The 21,097-nt window shown below is 40.3% G+C and carries 12 protein-coding genes and 1 tRNA gene; 9 read left to right on the forward strand and 4 right to left on the reverse strand.

The window, feature by feature from the left end:
• Positions 1-84: 84 nt before the first annotated feature.
• The 5 genes from Q0E03_RS04575 to Q0E03_RS04595 all read left to right on the forward strand — a co-directional run bounded on the left by Q0E03_RS04575 (position 85) and on the right by Q0E03_RS04595 (position 11,365).
• Positions 85-6,126, forward strand: coding sequence for a hypothetical protein (locus Q0E03_RS04575; protein WP_297129812.1), 6,042 nt, complete (start codon positions 85-87; stop codon positions 6,124-6,126).
• A 134-nt stretch (positions 6,127-6,260) separates the two neighbouring features.
• Positions 6,261-7,313 (forward strand): carboxypeptidase regulatory-like domain-containing protein, encoded by a 1,053-nt coding sequence (locus Q0E03_RS04580; RefSeq protein ID WP_297129814.1) that lies wholly within the window; start codon positions 6,261-6,263, stop codon positions 7,311-7,313.
• A gap of 24 nt (positions 7,314-7,337) precedes the next feature.
• Positions 7,338-9,635: a hypothetical protein gene (locus tag Q0E03_RS04585; RefSeq protein WP_297129826.1), complete on the forward strand. Its 2,298-nt coding sequence runs from the start codon at positions 7,338-7,340 to the stop codon at positions 9,633-9,635.
• A gap of 249 nt (positions 9,636-9,884) precedes the next feature.
• Positions 9,885-10,328 carry a hypothetical protein gene (locus Q0E03_RS04590; RefSeq protein WP_297129828.1) on the forward strand — a complete coding sequence of 148 codons (444 nt, stop codon included), beginning with the start codon at positions 9,885-9,887 and terminating at the stop codon, positions 10,326-10,328.
• Complete coding sequence (locus Q0E03_RS04595) at positions 10,328-11,365, forward strand: sugar-transfer associated ATP-grasp domain-containing protein (protein WP_297129830.1); 1,038 nt, start codon at positions 10,328-10,330, stop codon at positions 11,363-11,365. The genes Q0E03_RS04590 and Q0E03_RS04595 overlap by 1 nt, the downstream gene beginning before the upstream one ends.
• A gap of 30 nt (positions 11,366-11,395) precedes the next feature.
• Here the strand turns inward: Q0E03_RS04595 and Q0E03_RS04600 are convergent, their stop codons facing one another.
• Both Q0E03_RS04600 and Q0E03_RS04605 read right to left on the reverse strand, forming a co-directional pair.
• A complete protein-coding gene (locus Q0E03_RS04600) occupies positions 11,396-13,018 on the reverse strand; it encodes an FGGY-family carbohydrate kinase (RefSeq protein ID WP_297129832.1) in 1,623 nt (540 codons plus the stop codon).
• Positions 13,019-13,050: 32 nt separating this feature from the next.
• Positions 13,051-13,755, reverse strand: coding sequence for a TetR/AcrR family transcriptional regulator (locus Q0E03_RS04605; protein ID WP_297129834.1), 705 nt, complete (start codon positions 13,753-13,755; stop codon positions 13,051-13,053).
• A 219-nt stretch (positions 13,756-13,974) separates the two neighbouring features.
• Between Q0E03_RS04605 and Q0E03_RS04610 the strand changes: the two genes are divergently transcribed.
• The 4 genes from Q0E03_RS04610 (at position 13,975) to bsh (ending at position 18,194) form a co-directional block, all read left to right on the forward strand.
• Entirely contained in the window at positions 13,975-15,459 is a 1,485-nt protein-coding gene (locus Q0E03_RS04610) for an aspartate aminotransferase family protein (RefSeq protein WP_297129836.1), read from the forward strand.
• Between the two features lie 76 nt (positions 15,460-15,535).
• Positions 15,536-16,753, forward strand: a complete 1,218-nt coding sequence (locus Q0E03_RS04615; protein WP_297129838.1) for a class II aldolase/adducin family protein — start codon at positions 15,536-15,538, stop codon at positions 16,751-16,753.
• 307 nt (positions 16,754-17,060) lie between these two features.
• A tRNA-Leu gene (locus tag Q0E03_RS04620) sits at positions 17,061-17,147 on the forward strand.
• Positions 17,148-17,222: 75 nt separating this feature from the next.
• A complete protein-coding gene (bsh, locus tag Q0E03_RS04625) occupies positions 17,223-18,194 on the forward strand; it encodes a choloylglycine hydrolase (protein ID WP_297129840.1) in 972 nt (323 codons plus the stop codon).
• A gap of 92 nt (positions 18,195-18,286) precedes the next feature.
• On the opposite strand, the gene galE is transcribed toward bsh, so the two are convergent.
• Complete coding sequence (gene galE, locus Q0E03_RS04630; protein WP_078768840.1) at positions 18,287-19,303, reverse strand: UDP-glucose 4-epimerase GalE; 1,017 nt, start codon at positions 19,301-19,303, stop codon at positions 18,287-18,289.
• A gap of 85 nt (positions 19,304-19,388) precedes the next feature.
• Positions 19,389-20,831 (reverse strand): proline--tRNA ligase, encoded by a 1,443-nt coding sequence (gene proS / locus Q0E03_RS04635; RefSeq protein ID WP_297129842.1) that lies wholly within the window; start codon positions 20,829-20,831, stop codon positions 19,389-19,391.
• Positions 20,832-21,097 lie beyond the last annotated feature (266 nt).

The following is a 21,097-nucleotide window of genomic DNA, read 5'->3' on the forward strand; positions in this document are numbered from 1 at the left end:
GGTATTGCAATACGGTCAGAGAAGGTGACAGATACGTAATCGGGGAATCATTATCGTAATTAAAAATGGAGGAAATTTAATAAAGTGAAAAAATCTAAAAACTTTGCACGTAAAATTATTGCAATAGTTTTGTCAGTACTTATGGCAATGTCAACTTTCACAGGCGTTCTTACAGTTTACGCTACATCAAAAGATGACTTCCATGATGACAATCTTGCAGCAAACTTTATGGCATGGGCAGAGACAACAGATGAGCAAACCTGCGAAGCACTTCTCGACTGGGTTGACGAAATGCTTGGCAATGCTGATATAGCACCTATTCATTTTTACCTCAACGCAGTAGTTGCTCAGATTGATCTTAATGGTTATCTTGACAGCGTTGACGGCGCACTTGATCTTGTGGGTCAGGTTAACAAATATGTTGAAGACTTGAAGGGTGTAGTTGGTAGAGATGTAAAGAACCTTAATATTACACCAATCGGTACATACGATGCAAGTGGTGCTCTTAAATATACAAAAGAAGCACAATATGTTGTTTCTAAATGCGGTAAATCATACCGTGCAGTAAATAACGCCAAGGACATCGTAATGGCTTTGGCACAAGCATTATGCTTCAATACAAATGATGATTATTATGGTAATAACCAAAACCACAATGTTATCGGTTCATTCTTGAAAGGTACTCTTCACCTCGGTGTAGCAAACGGCTTTGTTGACGTTTATGGTTTGATCGGCGGTATCGCAGGTCTTAATATGTGGAGCGGTTATCAGTCAAATCTTGTCTACAACCTTGTAGCTCAGATTCTCTTTACAAAAACAAACTGGTTCACAGAAGAAGAAGCTAACGGATTCAGAGAATATCTTAAAGATAACAATAAAGGTAATAGATGGAATTATGATGAGCAGCTCCTCAATAAGCTTTCAACAGAATTCCTTAGCAAAATCTCAATCGAGATGACTTATGCTCTTGAGAAGCAGGAAGATGAAAACGGCAATATCACATTTGCTCAGACTGATTCTTCAAAAACTCGTTATAAGAAGATGGTTGCATACCTCAAGAAACAGGGTAAGGAAGATACCGATGAAAACCTTGTTGAGGCATCAAAGCATTTTGGATATGATCCAAACCTCAGATACGACAGAAACGGCGAGGGTATGATCTATCTCTTTAGATATGGTCAGGTAGGAAATGAGGAAACATTCTCAATCGCTCCTCAAGACAATTTCTATACTTTGTTAGACAAAGCTTTCAAGCTTGCTTGGAAGACAGGTCTTAAGCCAACTCTTGAAACAATGCGTGTAAACAACGATATGGGTTGGTACGAGGGCCACGGCGGCAACTTTGATAATGTATATTATTATTGGTTGGCAGAAAACGGCAAGCTCGATAAGACTAATTGGGAAGCTAACTACACAGACCCAAAGTTCAACGAATTTGCAAATGCTGTTTATAAAGACAAGGAATACAACTGTGCTACTGTTGACGAATTTAAGAACATGGTAAGAGATTCTCTTGTTTATGAAAGAACAGTTGTTGAAAATCCACAGTATAACTGGAGAGATATTTCAAAGAGCAACGACTATGTAACAGCACAAGACAGCAGAGAAAGCCTTATCTTTGGTAAGCTTCGTTACAGCCCGCTTGCTGATAAGGTTTTCAATATTCAGACAGGTCCTCTTAATCTCTACTTTATGCAAACAGGCTTTAAGAATCTTGCTCATTTCATTGATTCTTATGTAGAGAACAACACTGTTGACGGCGTTAAGTATAACAACCTTGCCGAAGCTCTCAACGACTGCCTTGTAGCAGCTGTTAAGGACTTCTTCCCTCAGTCTGAACACGTTGGTATGACTGTAAACGGTCAATTCCAGTCTGTAAATGTTCCTGAACTTAAAAAGACAGGCGCAATCACAGATAACAAAACATTGGCATTGACTGTTTCTAAGACACTTGTTGGTAATTTGTGCAAGATATTTGAATATACTTTTAATACAACAGATGAAAATATCCTCAACGCATTTTACAATAAGACCGGTGTTGCTGATGCTCAAAAGGTAACATCTTCAAATCTCGCTGAAACAAATCTTGAGGAAGCTTTGGTTCCTTTCCTTGTTTCTTGCATCAGAATTATCAAAGCTACTCGCAGCATCCACGATGAGGACTTTGATCATGCAAAGGACGCAGAGGGCGTTGCATATGTAGTATTGAGAGAATTCCTTTCATTCTCACAGCCTGAAAAGAATTATGGCGAAGGTTTTGTAAAGGTTGACCCTAAAACAGACTCTTATGTTGCAGAGAACGATATCAACGGTGATGGTGAACCTTCATTGTTTGAAGACGCTCTTCTTCCAATGGCTCGTGACGCAGTAGGCTATCTCCTTAGCTCAATCGTTCCTTGCCGTGATGCAAACGGAGACGTTTGGGATTATAAAAAGTCAAATCCTATTACAGATAAAACAACATTGTTTGATCTTTTGAATTCTGTTGTATGCTACTATGGTTCAACAGATACATTTAAAGAACCAAGCTATGGTATTCGTCAAACAACAAAGGGTATGGGCGTTGCAGCACTTCTCGGCGTTGTTAATCCGGATGGCACATGCAAGGTTACTATGGAGAATAACCTTTGGCAAAACATTTCTGCAATAGCTAACAGCATTTGGCCGACAATCGGTGTATTGCAGTATGGTACATCAGATAAGGTTGGACAGGCAGATGCTCACTTCCTTATTTATGAAACATTGATTGAATCAGCTCTCGATATCGGTAAACTTCACGGTGACGCTCAGGTTGGCGGTATTACAAATATCATCAAGCAGCTCCTCACTGTATTTACATCAGAGCCGATTATGAACAAGGGCATTGATGCTCTCGTTTATGATGACGTTCTTGCTTCACTCGTAAACGGTATTTTGGGTGCTAAGCTCAACAATCAAATTTATAAACACGTTATCCCAACAACATCAGAAATGGGTAACACAGCAACACCGTTTGACTCATTGGTTAGCAAGCAATACCTTTGCGACTATAATGGTGGCGACGGCAAAAATGCTACAGGTGTACTTGGCATTTTGATTGCTAACATCTACTGTGGTTTCGGCGGTGTAGCTTCAACTACAAACGCAACTTGCGGTGCAGGCGCATGGCAGGGTGCAATGTTTGCAGTTAAGGCAGTAAGCTATTTCGTTAAGGGATTCCTTCCACAGTTGGGCGACCATAAGTTTGGTCCTGCTTCAATTTCTGTAAATGATCCTTCTCGTTCAGACTTTGCGTTTAACGAACCTATTACCGATACTTATCTTACTATTAAGAATGAATCAGTAGGTCTTAACAGATTCTATAAAGAAAATGATAAAATCAAATATGATAACAGATATTTTGTAGAAGTAAAGAGCTTGAAGATTGACGGTGTAACCGGATTTTCAGCTGATGTTAAAGCAGGAACAATGATCGCTCCTGAAGAAAGCTTGAAGGTAAAGCTTACAGCTGACTATCCAAGTGAATCATCAACTGCTACATTTACTCTTACATACAATATCTATAAGGGTACAAATACAAATCAAAAGGCAGAATTGGTTTATGAAAATCAAATTGCTCAATGTACAATGAATTTCTCATCAGAGTTGGGTTGGTTTGGTACACTTACCGGCGGAACTGATGTAAAGTATAACGATGACAACGCTGTGGGAGACATTTCGACTTTAAGAAGACCTGAAACAATCATTATTTCAAGCACAAATCCATCTCAAATAGAAAAAGTCGGTGCATATACACTCTATGACGGTGTATATGAAGTTGACGAAAACAATAACGCACGTGTATCATATTCAGTAGGAAAGAATGAAGCGGGCGAAGATGTCATCAATGTAACAAATGTTGACATGGTTGACTATCGTGCAGATAAGATTGATACAGAAGGCAATGTAACTAACAAGGGCGAATGGGTATGCGGTGAGCAAGTTCAAGTTGGCAACGCTACTTTCACTACAGGTGTAACCGAAGACGAAGTTAACACTAAGTACAAGGATAACAAAGAATATAGTGTTGTAACAAGAACACATATTGCAGCCTCTGTTGTTAAGGGTCAAGAAGAAGGTTCTGAGATTCAGCCTATTTATGATGCCAACGGCAACATTGTAAGCGTTGGTGTTAATCCTGTTGCAGTTCAAACTGGCTGCGTAACAGCTACTTCTACCATCCAAGGCATCAACTTCTTGCGTGGTATGAGCGCCGTTGAAGGCGAAGACGGCTACAAGAGATGGCTTAAGGTACAAAAGGGCACAACATCAGTTGAACCTGGTACATACACATTTACACTTAAGGGTTATGATGAAAGCTCAACAGATCTTGATGCAGGCGAACCATTTGAAGTTGTAGTTGCTGACACAGGTTATGCAAGCAATCTTGAAAAATCATACAAGGCTGCAAAGGCTCAAATCGACGCTTATCAGCCAAGTGACTACAAGCAGCTCACCACTTACAATGATATTCAAACTCTCTTTGCAGAAACTCTTAATGTAATTGCAGCAGCTCCAACTGCGGAGAATGCTTCACAATTTATTACCAATACAGAACTTGTTCCTGTAACAACAACTGTTAAGGACACTAAGGGTGATGCAGTTTACAAGAAACTTTCAGTTAATGGAAATGTTTCGGATTACGTAAAGAAGAACTATCATGCTTATGGTGGTTATTACTACTTAGATGAGGATCACGTTTATCCTATCTTCACAAATCAGCTTGCTGATGATAATGACATTGCTAATGGCAAGTATGCCGGCCGTAGTGTTCAAAAGATCGGTAATACATATTATTATGTAAACGATTTGGAATATGTAAACGGTTGGGATACAGAAACATATTCTGTTCCATATTATGGAAAGACAGAAACTGTTTCTCAGTATGAAGAAACAGTAAACGGCGTAAAGGAAATGAAGAACTATTACGCTAAAGAAAATCATATGTACATCTTTGAATCAGGCTTGAGTGCTACTTCAAATGCTGATTGGGCATATACATATACTCAGGTTCAGAGAGTTACAAAGCCAAATGATAAAGCAAAGAAGATTGACTATCGTAACTTGTATCAACTTGCTGAAGACAAGATGGAATATGCAGTTCAGAATACTATTGCAACAGGAATCAACACTGCCGCAATGGATGGTATTGTAAATCCTGAAAATGGTATTATGGCAAAACGTGCCGGTATGGAAAGTGCAAACTACGATGTTGCAACATACGAAAGAATGGTTAAGGTTGCTAAGGAAGCTGAGGCTCTTGTAACAAAGAAGGCAGACGGTTCATACACAACAACTGCTGCTTCTGCACAGCTTAAAGAAGCAATCAAGGAATTCAATAAGTATTATGGTCTCATTGAGTCTCGTCCTTTTGCAGGCTCAAAGATTGAAGCTGAAATTGCACATTTAACCGGAACAACAAAGAATAACATTACTGCTAAAATTACCGAAAATAAGGTAGAAAACACAACAACTTATACAAACGGTTCTGTTACTATTACAGGCGATCCTAGCGTTAAATACGGTAAGCTTGTAGGCGGTGTACTTACTAACGATGGCTACACTGAAAAATCATGGACTGACTACATTAATATGCTTGCAAGAGCTGTTAAGGTAGCACAAACTGAAGCTCCTGCAACTATCGTTGACGTATACGTTGCTAAGAAGGAACTTGTAATGGCTGAGAATGCTCTTGAAAAGGCTGTAGCTGCAACAACATTTACTGTTTCAGGTAAGGTTACAGAAGCTATCGACGGCAAGGGTACTGCAGGTACTTATGGTATCTCAGGCGTTACAATCGAGTATAACGGCAAGACTGCAATGACAAAGGCAGGCGGTTCATTCTCAATCAACCTTCCTATCGGTCAGACTACTGAGGTTACATTCAAGGGCGCTAACGGCTTTGAAAGAAAGGTAACATTCAGTGCTGCCGCAACAGATGTAAACGTTGGTTATGTTGCTATTGATTACAATGGCGACGGTAAGATTAACTCAACTGATATCGCTCTCGCTTCCGTAAAGGGAGAAATCGGTGACGGCAAGAAGATTACTGCCGGCCAGTTCAAGAGCATTATGAAGTCAGGAGTTAATTACGCTGCACTTGCATAATTAACGAATTACAGCACTAAATTAAATTCCGCTAAATTAATTACGATTTAGTTAATGTCCTACGATGCCTTGCGCAGGGACAACTTTGTGTGAGGCATCGTATCAAAAAACAAGAACTTTGGGGGTTTCATAATATGAAACATACTTTTAAAAGATTCTTAACTACCCCATTCGTTTGTTTAGTATTAATAATTTCGATGCTTGCTTTACCAATGAATGCAAGCGCCGTGGGTGGAACCCTCGGAAAAGAAACACCTAAACTAACTTGCGTATTTACCGACGCAAAAGGGAAAGCGGCAAATGGCAATATGCTCAAAGCGGGCACTTACAAAGTTGACATTGTCCTTTCCGGAATGAAGGCTGTTTCTATAATTGAGTTAACTGCAACATACAAAGAACCAATCTCGTCAGTTACTTATTTAAGTTGCTACGGAACAAATCATGAAGATATGAACGAGAGCGGTCACAAGATCGATTCAACAACAGTTTCTGTTATGCAGGTTGCTGAAGGTGATGATACTTGTGCAATCGATACAAATGGGACTGTAATGGTCTCACTTTCTGTTACGGTCACATCCTCTTGCGATTTTGCAGAAGTGTTTGAATTTTCACCAGACCCGCAATTATGCTTTGTACAGGCATCTTATCTTGATGGTAAGGAGAAAGGTTATGTACTTCAACCAAGTCTTGCAGATGGAATGTACAAGTTGCAAGCAGATGCATCTCCTGAATTCATTATTACAGAATTTGATGTAACCGGTTCTGTAACTATTGCAAGGGATTATCAGGGAGCTGCGTCAAGTGCTCCGGTAAAAGGTATCACTGTTTCAATCGAAGGAAAACCTGAAAAAACAGTGGTTACAGATGCTGATGGTGCATATACTCTTACAGAGCTTAGCGAAGGCGAGTATACACTTGTATTCAGCGGAGCAAACACTATTGACAGAAAGGTTAAGCTCGTGGTTTCTCGAGATAAGGCTGACGATTATGGTCAGCTTAACGTAGAGGAAATCGGAATTTGCGTTCTTGATTACAATCAGGACGGCAAGATTAACTCAACCGATATCGCACGATACTCGATGCAAAAAATCGATCTTAACGGCGACGGTCAAATTGACGAAGAAGATTATAAAATCTTTAGGTCATTTTTGAGAAAAACTGTTGCATATACTCAAATGGAATTATAAAATAATTGGAGGAAACTATATAAAATGAAAAAATCATTTAAAAAAGCAATAGCAATCCTCTTAGCAGTAATGATGATAGTTTGTTCTTTCCCATTGACAGTTTTGGCTGCCGGTGAAAGCAGAACAAATATTGATCTTCGATTCGGTGATGTTTCAAATACAGCAACACCTAAGACTTATTTACAGAAGGCTCCAAATAGCCTTACTAATTTTGATAAGTACACCGGATTGAATTCTACCGCATTGGATTACGATAAAAACACCGGAAAAATTGACGGATATAACAAGGGTGATTTCTTTACAGTAACCGTTCTTATGAGAAATGTTACTGAGCTTGCAGCTGCCGAAGTTGCTATTAACTATTCTAAAAGTATTACACCTGCTTATATTAGTAGTAGGAAAGTTGCTAATCAACCTCTTACTCATACTTATGGTGAAGAAGCAGAGTATGCTGCCGCACCAAAATATCCTTCACTTGAAGCACTTCCTGAACAGAGCGGTAACGCCATTCATAACAATGGCACTTTCACAGTAGGCGAAACATCATATATTGATGCTGAAAACAATGTGATGTATGCTAACTTTGCTGCTCAGACAGGTGCACCGAAAGTTGACACAAAATCTGTAACTGTTGGCAAGGAAACATTCACAAACACTGCTGTTTTGGCAACATTTATGTTCAAGATTGTTTCTGATGACCCAATCACATTTAATATTGCCACAGACGCTGCTGATAAGTATAAGACTTATTATCTTAACACAGCTGCTAACGGCGGTAAGGTTTCAGAGTATGAACTCTATGATAAAGTAGACACAGAATCTCCTGCACTTGACTTCTTGGGCGAAAACGAGTATAATGAACCTAGTGTTAAAACTTATACCATCACATTCGTAGATGCTGAGGGTGTTAGAACAGAAAAGACCTATAATCAAGGTGACGCTGTTGAAATTCCTGCACTTCCTGCAGTTTCTCACGATAATGCAAAGCACTACACTTACGCTTGGGATGTTCAGCCTGAAGCTACCGCTACAAAGGACGCTACTTACACAATCATCAAGACAGGCGCAGCTCACGAGTGGAACCAAGGCGAAGTAATCAAGGAACCTACAACGACTGAAACAGGTATCAAGAAATATACATGTACATTTGACGGTTGTGGTGCTACAAAGACAGAAACACTTGATAAGCTTCCGGAAGCTCACGTACACAAATGGGGTGAGTGGAAGTACAACGGCGATGCCAAGTGGGATGCAACAGCTAAGGTTGGTACAAATGGTACTCAAACAAGAACATGTACAGAGTGTGGCAAAACTGAAACTAAGGAAGCTCCACACACTGATAGACTTTGCAGACAGGCTACACAGTTGTCTATTGATTCAGCAATCCTTGTAAAGACATGGGTTCCTAAGGATGTTTGTGATTATTATGATAGCTTCTATATGTCAGTTACATATACTACTAGAGAAGGCGTAAAGACTGAAGTAGTAGATGAATATGGAACAGGCACAAGCAAGGGAGTTACATATTATACATTCTCCTTTGATAAGATTATGCCTCACACTTTGAATGAGGAAGCTACGTATACTTTCTATGGTATAAAGGATGGCGTGACTTATTGGGGTGATGCATATAATTATGCAATTACCACATATTTGAAATCACAGCTTGATAAGTATAATACTACTGCTTATCCAACATCATATTCAAATTACAGAAGATTGTTAGCAGATATTATTTGGTATGGCTATAAAGCTCAAATTCAGCAAGGCTATGGTATTACAAATGGTAATAAGAAACCTATGACTGATTATATCACTCCAGAACAGTTAGCTTATAGAACAACCGAAGACATTACTCTTAAGACTATTGATGATAAGAACTATGTAACGATTGATAACCCATCGGCTCAAATTGGTACAAACCTTAGAATGGGTGCTTCAGTTGACCTCGTAGTTGTTATGGCTAAAAAGACCACATCCTGTCCAGAACTTGACACATTGCAGGTTGAAGTAACAAAGGAAGGTCAACAGCCAGAAATATTTACAGTTGAAAACAATCCTGATATGTTCCAAGTATCAGGAAAGTACCTCAACTTCTACTATAATGGTGTAAAGGGTAATGAGGCAAGTATTCCTGTATATGTAAGACTTCTTGATGCAAATGGAAATGTAATTTCTAATACAAGAAGAATGAGTATTGAGTCATATTGCTATTCACAGATTACAGGTACAAAGGCAACTCAAGCCCTTAAGGATGTTTGTGATGCAATTATGCGTTATGCAAAATCTTCAGCACAATATATTGCCAATAAAAAAGCCTAAATAGTAGTTACATACTATTCTAGAGATTTTGTAATGGGAGGTGAAACTATAATGAAGTACACAAAGCCAGTAGCTGAACTTGAAAAGTTTGCAGTAGTTGATGTTGTAACAACATCAGGTAACGAAGGTGACCTTGAGCCTGAATTCTAACGCTAAAAAGAGACACGGTGGATTTATCCACCGTGTTTTTTTATATTTATATTGATTAGAATATATAAGGGTGGTATAATAAATTATGAGGTGATAAATTTGAAAAAATCTTTAGTAATAATTTCGATAGTTGTTTTAATTATGATGTTCTATACTTCTTGTTCAAATGATAAAAATGTTGAGAAAGAACAAACAGATATTAATACCACTGCAAATGTCAGTGAAACGGTAAGTAATCAGGAAACAGAAGAATTACACATTACAGAAATGAAAACTACAAAAAAAGTATCAAAAAAAAATAAAAACAAAAAACAAAAAAATAAAACAAATGAAAAAGAAATGGTTTCTACAAAAGAACATTCAACAAAAATAAAAAAATATTTAGTTGTTAAAGATGGAACTACAAGAGAGATGACTTCTATTGATTATGTTACAGAACCAACTACAACCACAACTACAAAATTAAATAAACATACAACAACATCTTCAACAACTGAAGAAGTAACTACTAATCCACATGATTTAGAACCGGATTTTGATTGATGAGAGATATGATGTATAATTTTGAAAATTGTGATATTGACATTGTAAAAGCAGTTGATAATTATATGCCTGAATTACGAAATGCAAATTGTCAATATATCAGCGAAATCATTGATGATATTTATGCTTCAAAAGAAAAATATCGATTAAGAAGATATGATGAGTATTTTAAATATGATTTTATAAATCTTCCAGATGAAAAAAGAAAATCTTTTATTGGTGCGGAAGAGTATTTTGATTATGTAAAAAGTTCTTTTGATGGAAATTATGATGATTGTATGATTTTTAAGAATAAAATTGATACATATAATATTTATAAAGACTATTATCATAGAGATGTAGTTGGAATAAAAAACTTTAATGATTACATTAATTTTGAGAACTTTGCTAAAAAAAACAAAACCTTTATTGTAAAAGATGAAATGGGATCATTGGGCATTGATGTCAAAAAAATAACATTGACCAATTCAAAAGAAATAAAACCGGCTTTTTTTAGTTTGCTTCAATATGGTGGATGTATTTGTGAAGAATGGATAAACCAGTGCGATGAGTTTGCCGAGTTTTGTGACACTTGCGTAAATACAATTAGATTTATCTCTGCTTTTGATAATGGGGAACTAACAAGAATTTATGCATTGTTTCGAACCGGAAGAAAAGGGAGTATTGTTGACAATACTAGCATGGGTGGAATTGCTTCAGCTGTTGATGTTGAATCAGGTATAGTTATTTCAGACGGATATTCTAAGACAAATCTTGAATATTTTGAAAAACATCCTGATAGTGGGAAAAAATATAAAGGATTTCAAATTCCTCGTTGGGATGAATTGATTGATTTGGTTAAGCAATTACATTGCTTATATAAAAAAAGCCGATTTGTCGGTTGGGATTTGACTTTGACTAAGAATGGTTGGATTTTGGTAGAAGGAAATGGCAAACCAAATTTTGACACAATACAAATTATTAATTATAAAACTTTTGGGCACGGTTTACGTGACGAATTAATAAATGCATTGGGAAAATATAAAAACCAGCAGTAGGATTTCTACTGCTGGTTTTTATACTGAAATTTATCCGTTAAGGATTTCGAAATTCTTTTTATTGCATTTGTAGAGGTTTTTGAAGACCTCGAAGTTGCGGTCGTAGACCGCTTTGTTTGCTTTGTTTGGATGGTATGTAATCTTTGCGGGGATGAGCTTCTTGACCTCGGTCATTGAACTGATCATTCCTGTGCCGACAGCGATACAAGCTGCTGCGCCGACTGCACCGATGTTTTGCGGTGAGTCAACAACCTCAACATCTCTTTGGAGAATGTCGGCAAGGATTTGGCAAGTTGAAGCACCGAGTGCACCGCCGCCGCAGAAACGAACAGCGTTTGTTGTCTTGTACTTTGCAACCTTTTGTTCCTGACGCTCAAGCATCCATCTCATATGGAAGCAAACGCCCTCAACAACAGCTCTGATAAGCTCGGTTTTGCCTGTTTCAAGGTGAATGTTGAAGAACATACCTGCGGCATTCGGGTCCTCAAACGGACATCTGTTGCCGTGAAGCCACGGAGTGAACACAACGCCGTCAGAGCCCGGATTTGCTCTGTCGATAACCTCTTCAAGATAATCATAAAGGTTGAAACTTTCCTCCTCCAAGTCGTCCTTCTTGTGACCGTATTTTTTGAGGAAAACGCCGATTTCGTCAAGTGCAAGGTGGTCCTTAACCCAACCCATACATTTGTTGGAGGTTTCAAGCTCGGCAAAATAATTGTAAGTTTCAGGATTTGCGCCAACGATAGCCGCCATCATAGCACCTGCGTCAACAAGCTGTTCCGGAACAACGGTTCCTACCCAGCCCGAAGTGCCTGAATAAATGTGAGTGTCGCCGACTTCGGTTGCACCTGCGCCTACACCGATGAGCGAAGCGTCACCGCCGCCGCCGTAAACAGCCGTGCCCTCTGCAAGTCCGAGTTCCTCGGCAGCCTGCTTTGTGATTTCACCGACCTTTTCGGTGCTTGCCTTGATTTCAGGCATATGTTCAATATTAACACCGACCATATCGCAAATCGGTTTGCACCAACCCTCGTGACCTTTGCGTGTGTCATAAAGAAGTGTGCCGAATGCGGAGTCGTTTGTCATAACAAATTCACCGCTGCAACGGAGAATCATATATTCCTTAACATCAAGCCATTTGTAAATTCTCTTGAAGTTTTCAGGCTCGTGAGCCTCAACCCACTTGTATTTCCAAATCGGGTCTTTAACAGATGACGAAACCGCACCTGTGTATTTGAGATATTTGAGAAGTTTTGTAACCTCAGCACCTGCAATCTGAACACCGTGTGCAATACCTTTTTTGATTTCTTCTCTTGCACGCTGATCCATATATGTCATCGGACGGCGGATACATTTGCCCTCTCTGTCAACGAGAACAAGTCCCTGCATAGCAGAACAGAAGCTGATGCCCTCAATCTGCTCTTTCTTGATTTTGCGGCACTTTTTCAAAACCTCTTTGGTGGTGATGCACATTGCACTCCACCATTCGTCTGCGTCCTGCTCGCTTCCGCCCTTAACGCCTGTTTCCTCGTCAACATAGAGGTTGTATCCCTCTGTTGCGGATGCAAGAATTGTTATCTCTTTGTCGATTTCGATAAGGCAGGTTTTTATGCCTGTTGTACCGATATCGTACGCCATTACATACTTACTCATAGTATCCTCCGTATATAAATTAAGTTTATTAATTATTTTTCAAAGGTAAACGCAGACTCAATGAACTTGAGCAGCTGCCTTACAATCTGATCTTCCGAAAGCTCCGCTACATTAACGCCTGTGTATATCTCAAGCCTGTTGCGATAGTAGTCGCATGTGAATGAGAATTGCAGGGAAGTCAGCAAATTATCAAGGAAAAATGCAAAAAGGCGTGGGTCCATATCCTGTCTTACATCACCCTTTGCAAGTGCATCGGTGATACATTTTACATATTTTCTGCTTGTTTCGCCCTCAATAGCCTTGGCAAACTCCATAGCCTTTTCGCTGTCTCGCTCCGAGGTTATCTCGTTGTACAGCTTGACATAGTTTGCATCACGCTGGCTGAGCTGACAGGTTGTTCGGATGAGTTTTTCCGCCTTGACAATCAGCTTGTCATCGCTTTGCAAAATTTCGTCTACCGCATCGTCAAGAATTGACATCCCACGCTGAATACAGGTGATGAACAAGTCCTCTTTGGTGCTGAAATATTTGTACATCAGTCCAATGCTTATACCGGCTTTTTTTGCAATTATATTTATATTGGCTTTTTCGTAGCCTTTGGAAGCAAATTCTTTGATGCCGACTTCAAGGATTTTTTCCTTTCTCTCATCGGTAGCCCTCTCAAATGCTTCTTTGTATCTCTTTTCAAACATAAAAAACTTGATTTTGTAGCCTTGCACAAAACAGCAACTTTTCATTTGTGCAAATGCTCCAAATCTCCTTTGGTGAGCATTAATTCACTAAAGGTATATTACCATTTTTAATTGTATATTGCAACAAAAATAACAAAAAAATCAAGGTTTGAAGTTGACAAATCGGTGAAATGTGATATACTTAATTTGTAAAAACCGTGAGTACCGGCTCACCAATTAAATAGTGAGTGACCGCTCACTATAAAATCTAAGGAGGATTATTTTATGGATACAAGATTCGCTATTACAGAGTATCCTAACGCTGCTGCACTCACAGCACAGCTTGATGCGTTAATTAAAAAACCAATCTACTCTATCAGCAGAGCTGCTCTCAAAGAGTATGAAGATGAATACTTCGCAAAGAAGTGTGCTAAGTCAAAGGAAATGATTACTGAAGCTAAGCAAGTAATTCCGGGCGGCGTTCAGCACAACCTTGCGTTCAACTATCCGTTCCCAATCGTTATGACAAAGGCTAAGGGCAACAAGCTCTGGGATATTGACGGCAACGAATATTTTGACTTCCTTCAGGCAGGCGGCCCTACAATTATCGGTTCAAACGACGATGTTGTAAAAGAAAAGGTAAAGGAACTCCTTGATGACTGCGGTCCGTCAACAGGTTTGTTCCATCCTTATGAATATAAACTCGCAAAGAAAATCAGCGAGTGCGTACCATCAGTAGAAATGTTCCGTATGCTCGGTTCAGGTACTGAGGCATGTATGTGTGCTGTTCGTGTTGCTCGTCTTGCAACAGGCCACAAGAATATCATCAAAATGGGCGGTGCTTACCACGGCTGGTCAGATCAGCTTGCTTGGGGTATGCGTGTTCCGGGTACACTTAACCTTCAATCACACGGTGTTCCATTGTTTGTATTCAAGCACACACAGGAATTCTTCCCTAACGACCTCAAGGATCTTGAGAAGAAGCTCATCATCAACAAGTTCCGTGGCGGTACAGCTGCTGTATTCATCGAGCCTTGCGGACCTGAATCAGCTACCCGTCCTGTTGATAAGGACTTCCCTAAGGGCGTGCAGGCACTTTGCCGTAAGTACGGTGCTCTCCTTGTTTGTGACGAGGTTGTAACAGGCTTCCGTATCGGTTTGTCAGGTGCGCAGGGTTACTATGGTATCGACCCTGATATCACAATTTTCGGCAAGATTATCGCAGGCGGCTATCCGGGTGCAGGCGGTATCGGCGGTCACAGAGAAGTTATGAAGTATCTTGGCGCAGGTCTTGATAAGGCTGAGGGCAAGAAGATTCACAAGGCAATGTGCGGCGGTACAATGGCTGCAACACCGATTTCTTGCTGTGCAGGCTACACTGTAATTTGCGAAATCGAAAAGAGAAATGCTTGTCAGGTTGCAGGTCAAATGGCAGACAGACTTGTTAAGGGTCTTAACGAATCAATCAAGAAGTACGACCTTCCGTTTGTATGCTACAATGTTGGTTCTATTTGCCAGCTTCACACAGTTGCAACAATGCACTTCAGAATTAACTGGAGAAAGCCTTGGACAATTCCAACCGTACTTAAAGAAACAGGCATCCGCCAGACAGAAATGCAATATATGGGCGCTGCTTATATGGCAGAGGGTCTTGTAACTCTTGCAGGTTCTCGTCTTTACACATCAAGTGCATACACCGAGGAAGACATTGACGAATGCATCAAGAGATTCGACAAGGTTCTTTCAAAGTGCGAAAAGATTGATTATTAATTAATGACATAAAAAGGGCGGCGCAACAACCGCCCATTTGTCGCTTTATAAATTACATAAATATAAGGGGAAAAATATGGCTTACGAAATTGAAGAAGCTAAAAGATTAGTTGTTGAAGCAGGCAAAAGGCTTGTTGAATCCGGTCTTATTGCTCGCACATGGGGCAATGTTTCTGCTCGTATCAGCGACACACAGTTTGTTATCACTCCGTCAGGCAGAGCCTATGAGGACCTTACACCTGAGGAAGTTGTAGTTGTTAACATTGCTGACTGCTCACACGAGGGCGACATCAAGCCATCATCGGAAAAAGGCGTTCACGCAGCTGCGTATCGTCATCATCCGACAGTTGATTTTGTTATTCACACTCACCAAAGAGCAGCTACAATCGTTTCCATCACAGGTATGGATATTGTAAATGTTTATGATGAGTTCAAGGGCGTTTTGGGCAACAAAGTTCCTTGTGCAGATTATGCTATGTCAACAACCGATTCTCTCCGCAGAAAGGTTGAGAGATGTATTGAAATGACTCCGAGTGCCCGTGCAATTATGCTTATGCACCACGGTGCTCTTGTTATGGGCGATGATTACGACCACGCATTTGCTCTTGCAGAAAATCTTGAAAAGTGCTGTGAAAAAGTAATCAAGGATAATTATCTTCGCCATTCTTGGGATAAGACTTATTCTGATGACGCAAGAAGAGCATACTTCCTTAAAAAGAACGGTGCAGACGAAATGCCGTCTGAAATTTGCGACCTCGGTTCATCTGTAAGAAGCGGAAACCGTTTCACTCTTAATGTTGGCGGAAAGACTGTTGATGTTGACCTTGAAACAGGTCTTGGAATCAACGGCATTGCTCCAAAGGTTGAAAAAATCCATAGAGCAATTTATAATTCGGAAAATGTTTCTATGATTAAGCACCTTGCAACTCCTGATGTTGTTGCAGTATCTTGCCTTGATGAAACTATGGACCCTATGATTGACGATTTTGCTCAAATCGTTGGTCTTGATGTAAAATGCGTCCCATGGATTAACGGCGACACAGACGAATGCGCAAAGGAAATTGCAAAATCAATCAAGGACAGAAACGCTGTTCTCATTCAAGGAATGGGTGCAATGATTACAGGCAACAATGACGGTGACCTTCAGGCTCTTGATATTATTATGGACAAGGGCGCTGCCGCTCAGATTGATTGCAATATTTTCAATCGTTCACACTATGTTCCAAAGGCAGAATGCTTCCTTATGAGAACTGTTTATCTTGCAAAGTACAGTAAGCAGATTGACAAAAAGTAACTATAGGCTGTGATAAAGCTTCTGAATCACGCCAAAATAAAAATTACCACATCAGCCTCCTCTTATTTATAAGGGGAGGTGGCAACACGAAGTGTTGACGGTGGGGTTTTAAAAATGCTGTAAGTATCGAACTTACAGCATTTTTGGCGTTTTTCGTTTTTTGCGAACAAGCGGTACCATCGTACAGCAATGTTCGCAAGAAAACGAAATTCAGAAACTTTCTCAACAGCCTATATCACTTCTGAAAGACTTTTCAAAAAACTGTTGACATTATATAGGTTTTTATATATAATATAAATGCTGATTTGCCGGCGTGTCGGAATTGGCAGACGAGACAGACTCAAAATCTGTTATCCGTTTGGGTGTGTGGGTTCAAGTCCCACCGCCGGCACCAACGACGAGGTTTTTACCTTGTCGTTTTTTTAATATAAAAAATTCGGTATATAATAAAGTAAAGGAGTATGATTTTATGTGCACAGCCGCAACATATAAAACAAAGGATTTTTATTTTGGCAGAACACTCGATTATGAATTTTCTTACGGTGACAGCATCACGGTTACACCTCGTAACTATCCGTTTGATTTTCGCTTTGAGGGCAGAAATGACAGTCACTATGCCATAATCGGTATGGCGCATATTGCAAATGATTACCCGCTTTACTATGATGCCGTAAACGAAAAGGGCGTTTGCATTGCGGGGCTTAATTTTGTGGGCAACGCTGTTTATGCAACCGAACCTTGTGATGGCAAGCAAAATGTTGCTCAGTTTGAATTTATCCCGTGGATTTTGTGCCAATGCAAGGATATGTCGGAAGTGCGTGAGCTTCTCTGCAATATAAACATCACAAACACTCCGTTCAATGAGCAATTCACTTCCGCACAGCTTCATTATATTATTTGCGACAAAAACGAGTGCATAACTCTTGAATGTATGGCGGACGGAATGAAAATTCACGACAATCCAATCGGCGTGCTCACAAACAATCCGCCGTTTGATGTGCAGATGTACGAGTTCAGCAAGTATATGTCGCTTTCCCCACAGCAACCGAACAATAATTATGATTTGGATTTAAAGTATTTCAGCAGGGGAATGGGTGCACTCGGTTTGCCGGGTGATTTGTCGTCACCGTCACGATTTGCAAAGGTTGCGTTCACAAAACTCAATTCCAAATCTGCCGATGACGAAAAATCAAGCGTCGGTCAGTTCTTTCACATTCTCGGTTCTGTTGACCAGCAACGGGGCTGTTGCGAGGTGGCAGACGGCAAGTATGAAATCACGATTTATACATCTTGTTGCAATGCCGACAAGGGAATTTATTACTACACAACCTATAATTGCCACAAAATCAATGCGGTTGATATGCACCGAGTTGACCTCGACAGCGATAAACTGTTTGCATATACATTAATTGATGAAGAAGAATTTTTCTTCCAAAATTGAATTTGAGGTATTAAGAAAACTCCCGAAGCGTATTCGCTTCGGGAGTTGATTTGTTATTTGGCGTGGTTCAGGGAGCTTTATCGGCAGTCTTATTAGTCCGGGTAGCCGTTAGGATTTTGACTCTGCCATCTCCAAGAATCTTCGCACATTTCTTCAATGCCTCTTTCAGCCTTCCAGCCAAGCTCCTTGAGAGCCTTAGACGGGTCGCTGTAGCAAGTTGCAATGTCGCCTGCTCTGCGTGGCTTGATTGAGTAAGGAATCTTTACTCCGCTTGCTTTTTCAAAAGCGTGAACAACATCAAGAACGCTGTATCCGATACCTGTACCGAGGTTGTAGATGAACAATCCCTTGTCTGCTCTGACCTTTTCAACAGCCTTGAGGTGACCGAGTGCAAGGTCAACAACATGGATGTAATCTCTGACGCCTGTGCCGTCAGGTGTATCGTAATCGTCGCCGAATACACCGAGTTCTTCTCTCTTGCCGATAGCAACCTGAGTGATGTATGGCATAAGGTTGTTTGGAATTCCGTTAGGGTCTTCACCCATTGTGCCGCTCTTGTGTGCGCCGATTGGGTTGAAGTAACGAAGCAAGCAGATGCTCCAGTCATTGTCGCTTGCATAAAGGTCTTGGAGCATACATTCAATGATGTACTTTGTTCTGCCGTATGGGTTTGTTACACCGCCAACCTGCATATCCTCGGTGAGAGGAGAAATGTTGTTCATTCCGTAAACGGTAGCCGATGATGAAAATACAATCTTCTTGCAACCGTTGTTTCTCATAACATCAAGCAAAACAAGTGTGCCTGTGATGTTGTTGTCGAAGTATTCAAGAGGTTTTACACAGCTTTCGCCAACAGCTTTAAGACCGGCAAAGTGAATAACGCTGTCGATGTTTTCAGCCTCAAAAACCTTTTGCATACCTTCTTTATCTCTGATGTCTACCTGATAGAAAGGGAAATCCTTTCCTACAAGAGCCTTGATTCTGTCATAAGATGACTTTTTGCAGTTGTAAAGATTGTCTACAACAACAACATCAAATCCCGCATTCATAAGTTCAACGCATGTGTGCGAACCGATGTAGCCGAGTCCGCCTGTTACTAATACTGACATAGTAATGCCTCCTAAATAATATATGTTACATTATTTCATCGTTAGAGCGATTTGCTTCGCCCTGACGGTTTTTGTTTTTGTTAAATTAATAAGCCTTGCCCCAGTATACCATACATTTGGCAGGTTTGCCGCAGCATACGCACTTGTCGTCAAGATTTTCTTGGTCAAGCGGAATGCAACGAGAACCGACACCGGTAACTTCCTTTACCTTGTCCTCGCAAGCTTCGTCACCGCACCACATAGCTTTTACAAATCCGTCGCCGTTCTTTTCAAGGTCGGCAATGATTTCGTCCATATTGTGTGCAATGTATGTTCTGCGTTCTCTGTTTTCAAGAGCCTTTTCGTAGATACCGTTGCGTACTTCTTCAAGTTTTTCAAGGATAACTTCTTCAATCTTGTCAAGAGGAACGATTGCCTTTTCTCTGTTGTGACGGGTAACAACAACGCATTGACCTGCTTCGATATCTCTCGGACCGAGTTCGATTCTTACAGGAACACCCTTCATTTCGTATTCCGCAAACTTCCAGCCCGGAGTGTTGTTTGAATCGTCAATCTTTGCTCTGCAAACCTTGTTTAGTCTGTCGCAAAGTTCGTTTGCCGCATCAAGAACGCCGTCTTTGTGCTGTGCAACAGGAATAACGATTGCCTGAATCGGTGCAACAGCCGGCGGAAGAACAAGTCCGTTGTCGTCACCGTGTGTCATAATGATTGCGCCGATAAGACGAGTTGTTACACCCCAAGATGTTTGATGAGGGTATTGGAGCTGATTGTTCTTGTCTGCAAACTGAATGTCAAATGCTTTTGCAAAGCCGTCGCCAAAGTAGTGGCTTGTGCCTGCCTGAAGTGCCTTGCCGTCGTGCATAAGTGCCTCGATGCAGTATGTTCTTTCAGCACCTGCAAACTTGTCGCTATCTGTCTTTTGACCCTGGATAACAGGCATAGCCAAATCCTCTTGGCAGAACTTGGTGTAGATGCCAAGCATTTTTTCTGTTTCCTCAATTGCCTCCTCAGGTGTTGCGTGGAGTGTGTGACCTTCCTGCCACAAGAATTCTCTTGAACGGAGGAACGGTCTTGTTGTCTTTTCCCATCTTACAACAGATACCCACTGATTGTAGAGTTTAGGCAAATCTCTGTGAGAGTGAACAATGTTTTTGAAGTGCTCGCAGAAAAGAGTTTCGCTTGTAGGTCTAACGCAAAGACGTTCCTCAAGCTTTTCGTTTCCGCCGTAGGTTACCCACGCACATTCAGGCGCAAAGCCCTCAACATGGTCGGCTTCCTTTTGGAGCAATGACTCAGGGATGAACATCGGCATACAAACATTTTCGTGACCTGTTGCCTTGAACATTCCGTCAAGTATTCTTTGGATGTTTTCCCAAATTGCATAGCCGTAAGGTCGGATTACCATACAGCCCTTAACGCTTGTGTATTCGATAAGCTCTGCCTTTTTGCACACATCGGTGTACCACTTGGCAAAGTCCACATCCATTGATGTGATGTCATCAACCATTTTTTTCTGATTATTTGCCATAACTATCTCCTATAATAATATTATTATATATTCGTTTCAGCCTTTTATTATAAATGATATTTCCAAAAAAGTAAACCGATTTTTGAAAATAACCTGACTCTTTGCAAAGATATTACATTCAGTATGGTGGTATAGCACAACTTATATACATATAGTAAAACAGGCGTTAACGATAGGTATAAAGTTGCACAAAATTACTTCACTTTTCTTGGCTATTTTTATCATATAAATGTCAAAAAAATGAAAAAGCTGTATTGCAAAATTCA

Source organism: uncultured Eubacterium sp., assembly GCF_934525195.1.
Lineage (GTDB): Bacteria > Bacillota > Clostridia > Oscillospirales > Acutalibacteraceae > Eubacterium_R.

Coding starts and splice junctions, on each gene's coding strand:
- Q0E03_RS04580 (WP_297129814.1), top strand. CDS start 6,261: ATGAAACATACTTTTAAAAGATTCTTAACTACCCCATTCGTTTGTTTA.
- Q0E03_RS04585 (WP_297129826.1), top strand. CDS start 7,338: ATGAAAAAATCATTTAAAAAAGCAATAGCAATCCTCTTAGCAGTAATG.
- Q0E03_RS04595 (WP_297129830.1), top strand. CDS start 10,328: ATGAGAGATATGATGTATAATTTTGAAAATTGTGATATTGACATTGTA.
- Q0E03_RS04600 (WP_297129832.1), bottom strand. CDS start 13,018: ATGAGTAAGTATGTAATGGCGTACGATATCGGTACAACAGGCATAAAA.
- Q0E03_RS04605 (WP_297129834.1), bottom strand. CDS start 13,755: ATGAAAAGTTGCTGTTTTGTGCAAGGCTACAAAATCAAGTTTTTTATG.
- Q0E03_RS04610 (WP_297129836.1), top strand. CDS start 13,975: ATGGATACAAGATTCGCTATTACAGAGTATCCTAACGCTGCTGCACTC.
- Q0E03_RS04615 (WP_297129838.1), top strand. CDS start 15,536: ATGGCTTACGAAATTGAAGAAGCTAAAAGATTAGTTGTTGAAGCAGGC.
- bsh (WP_297129840.1), top strand. CDS start 17,223: ATGTGCACAGCCGCAACATATAAAACAAAGGATTTTTATTTTGGCAGA.
- galE (WP_078768840.1), bottom strand. CDS start 19,303: ATGTCAGTATTAGTAACAGGCGGACTCGGCTACATCGGTTCGCACACA.
- proS (WP_297129842.1), bottom strand. CDS start 20,831: ATGGCAAATAATCAGAAAAAAATGGTTGATGACATCACATCAATGGAT.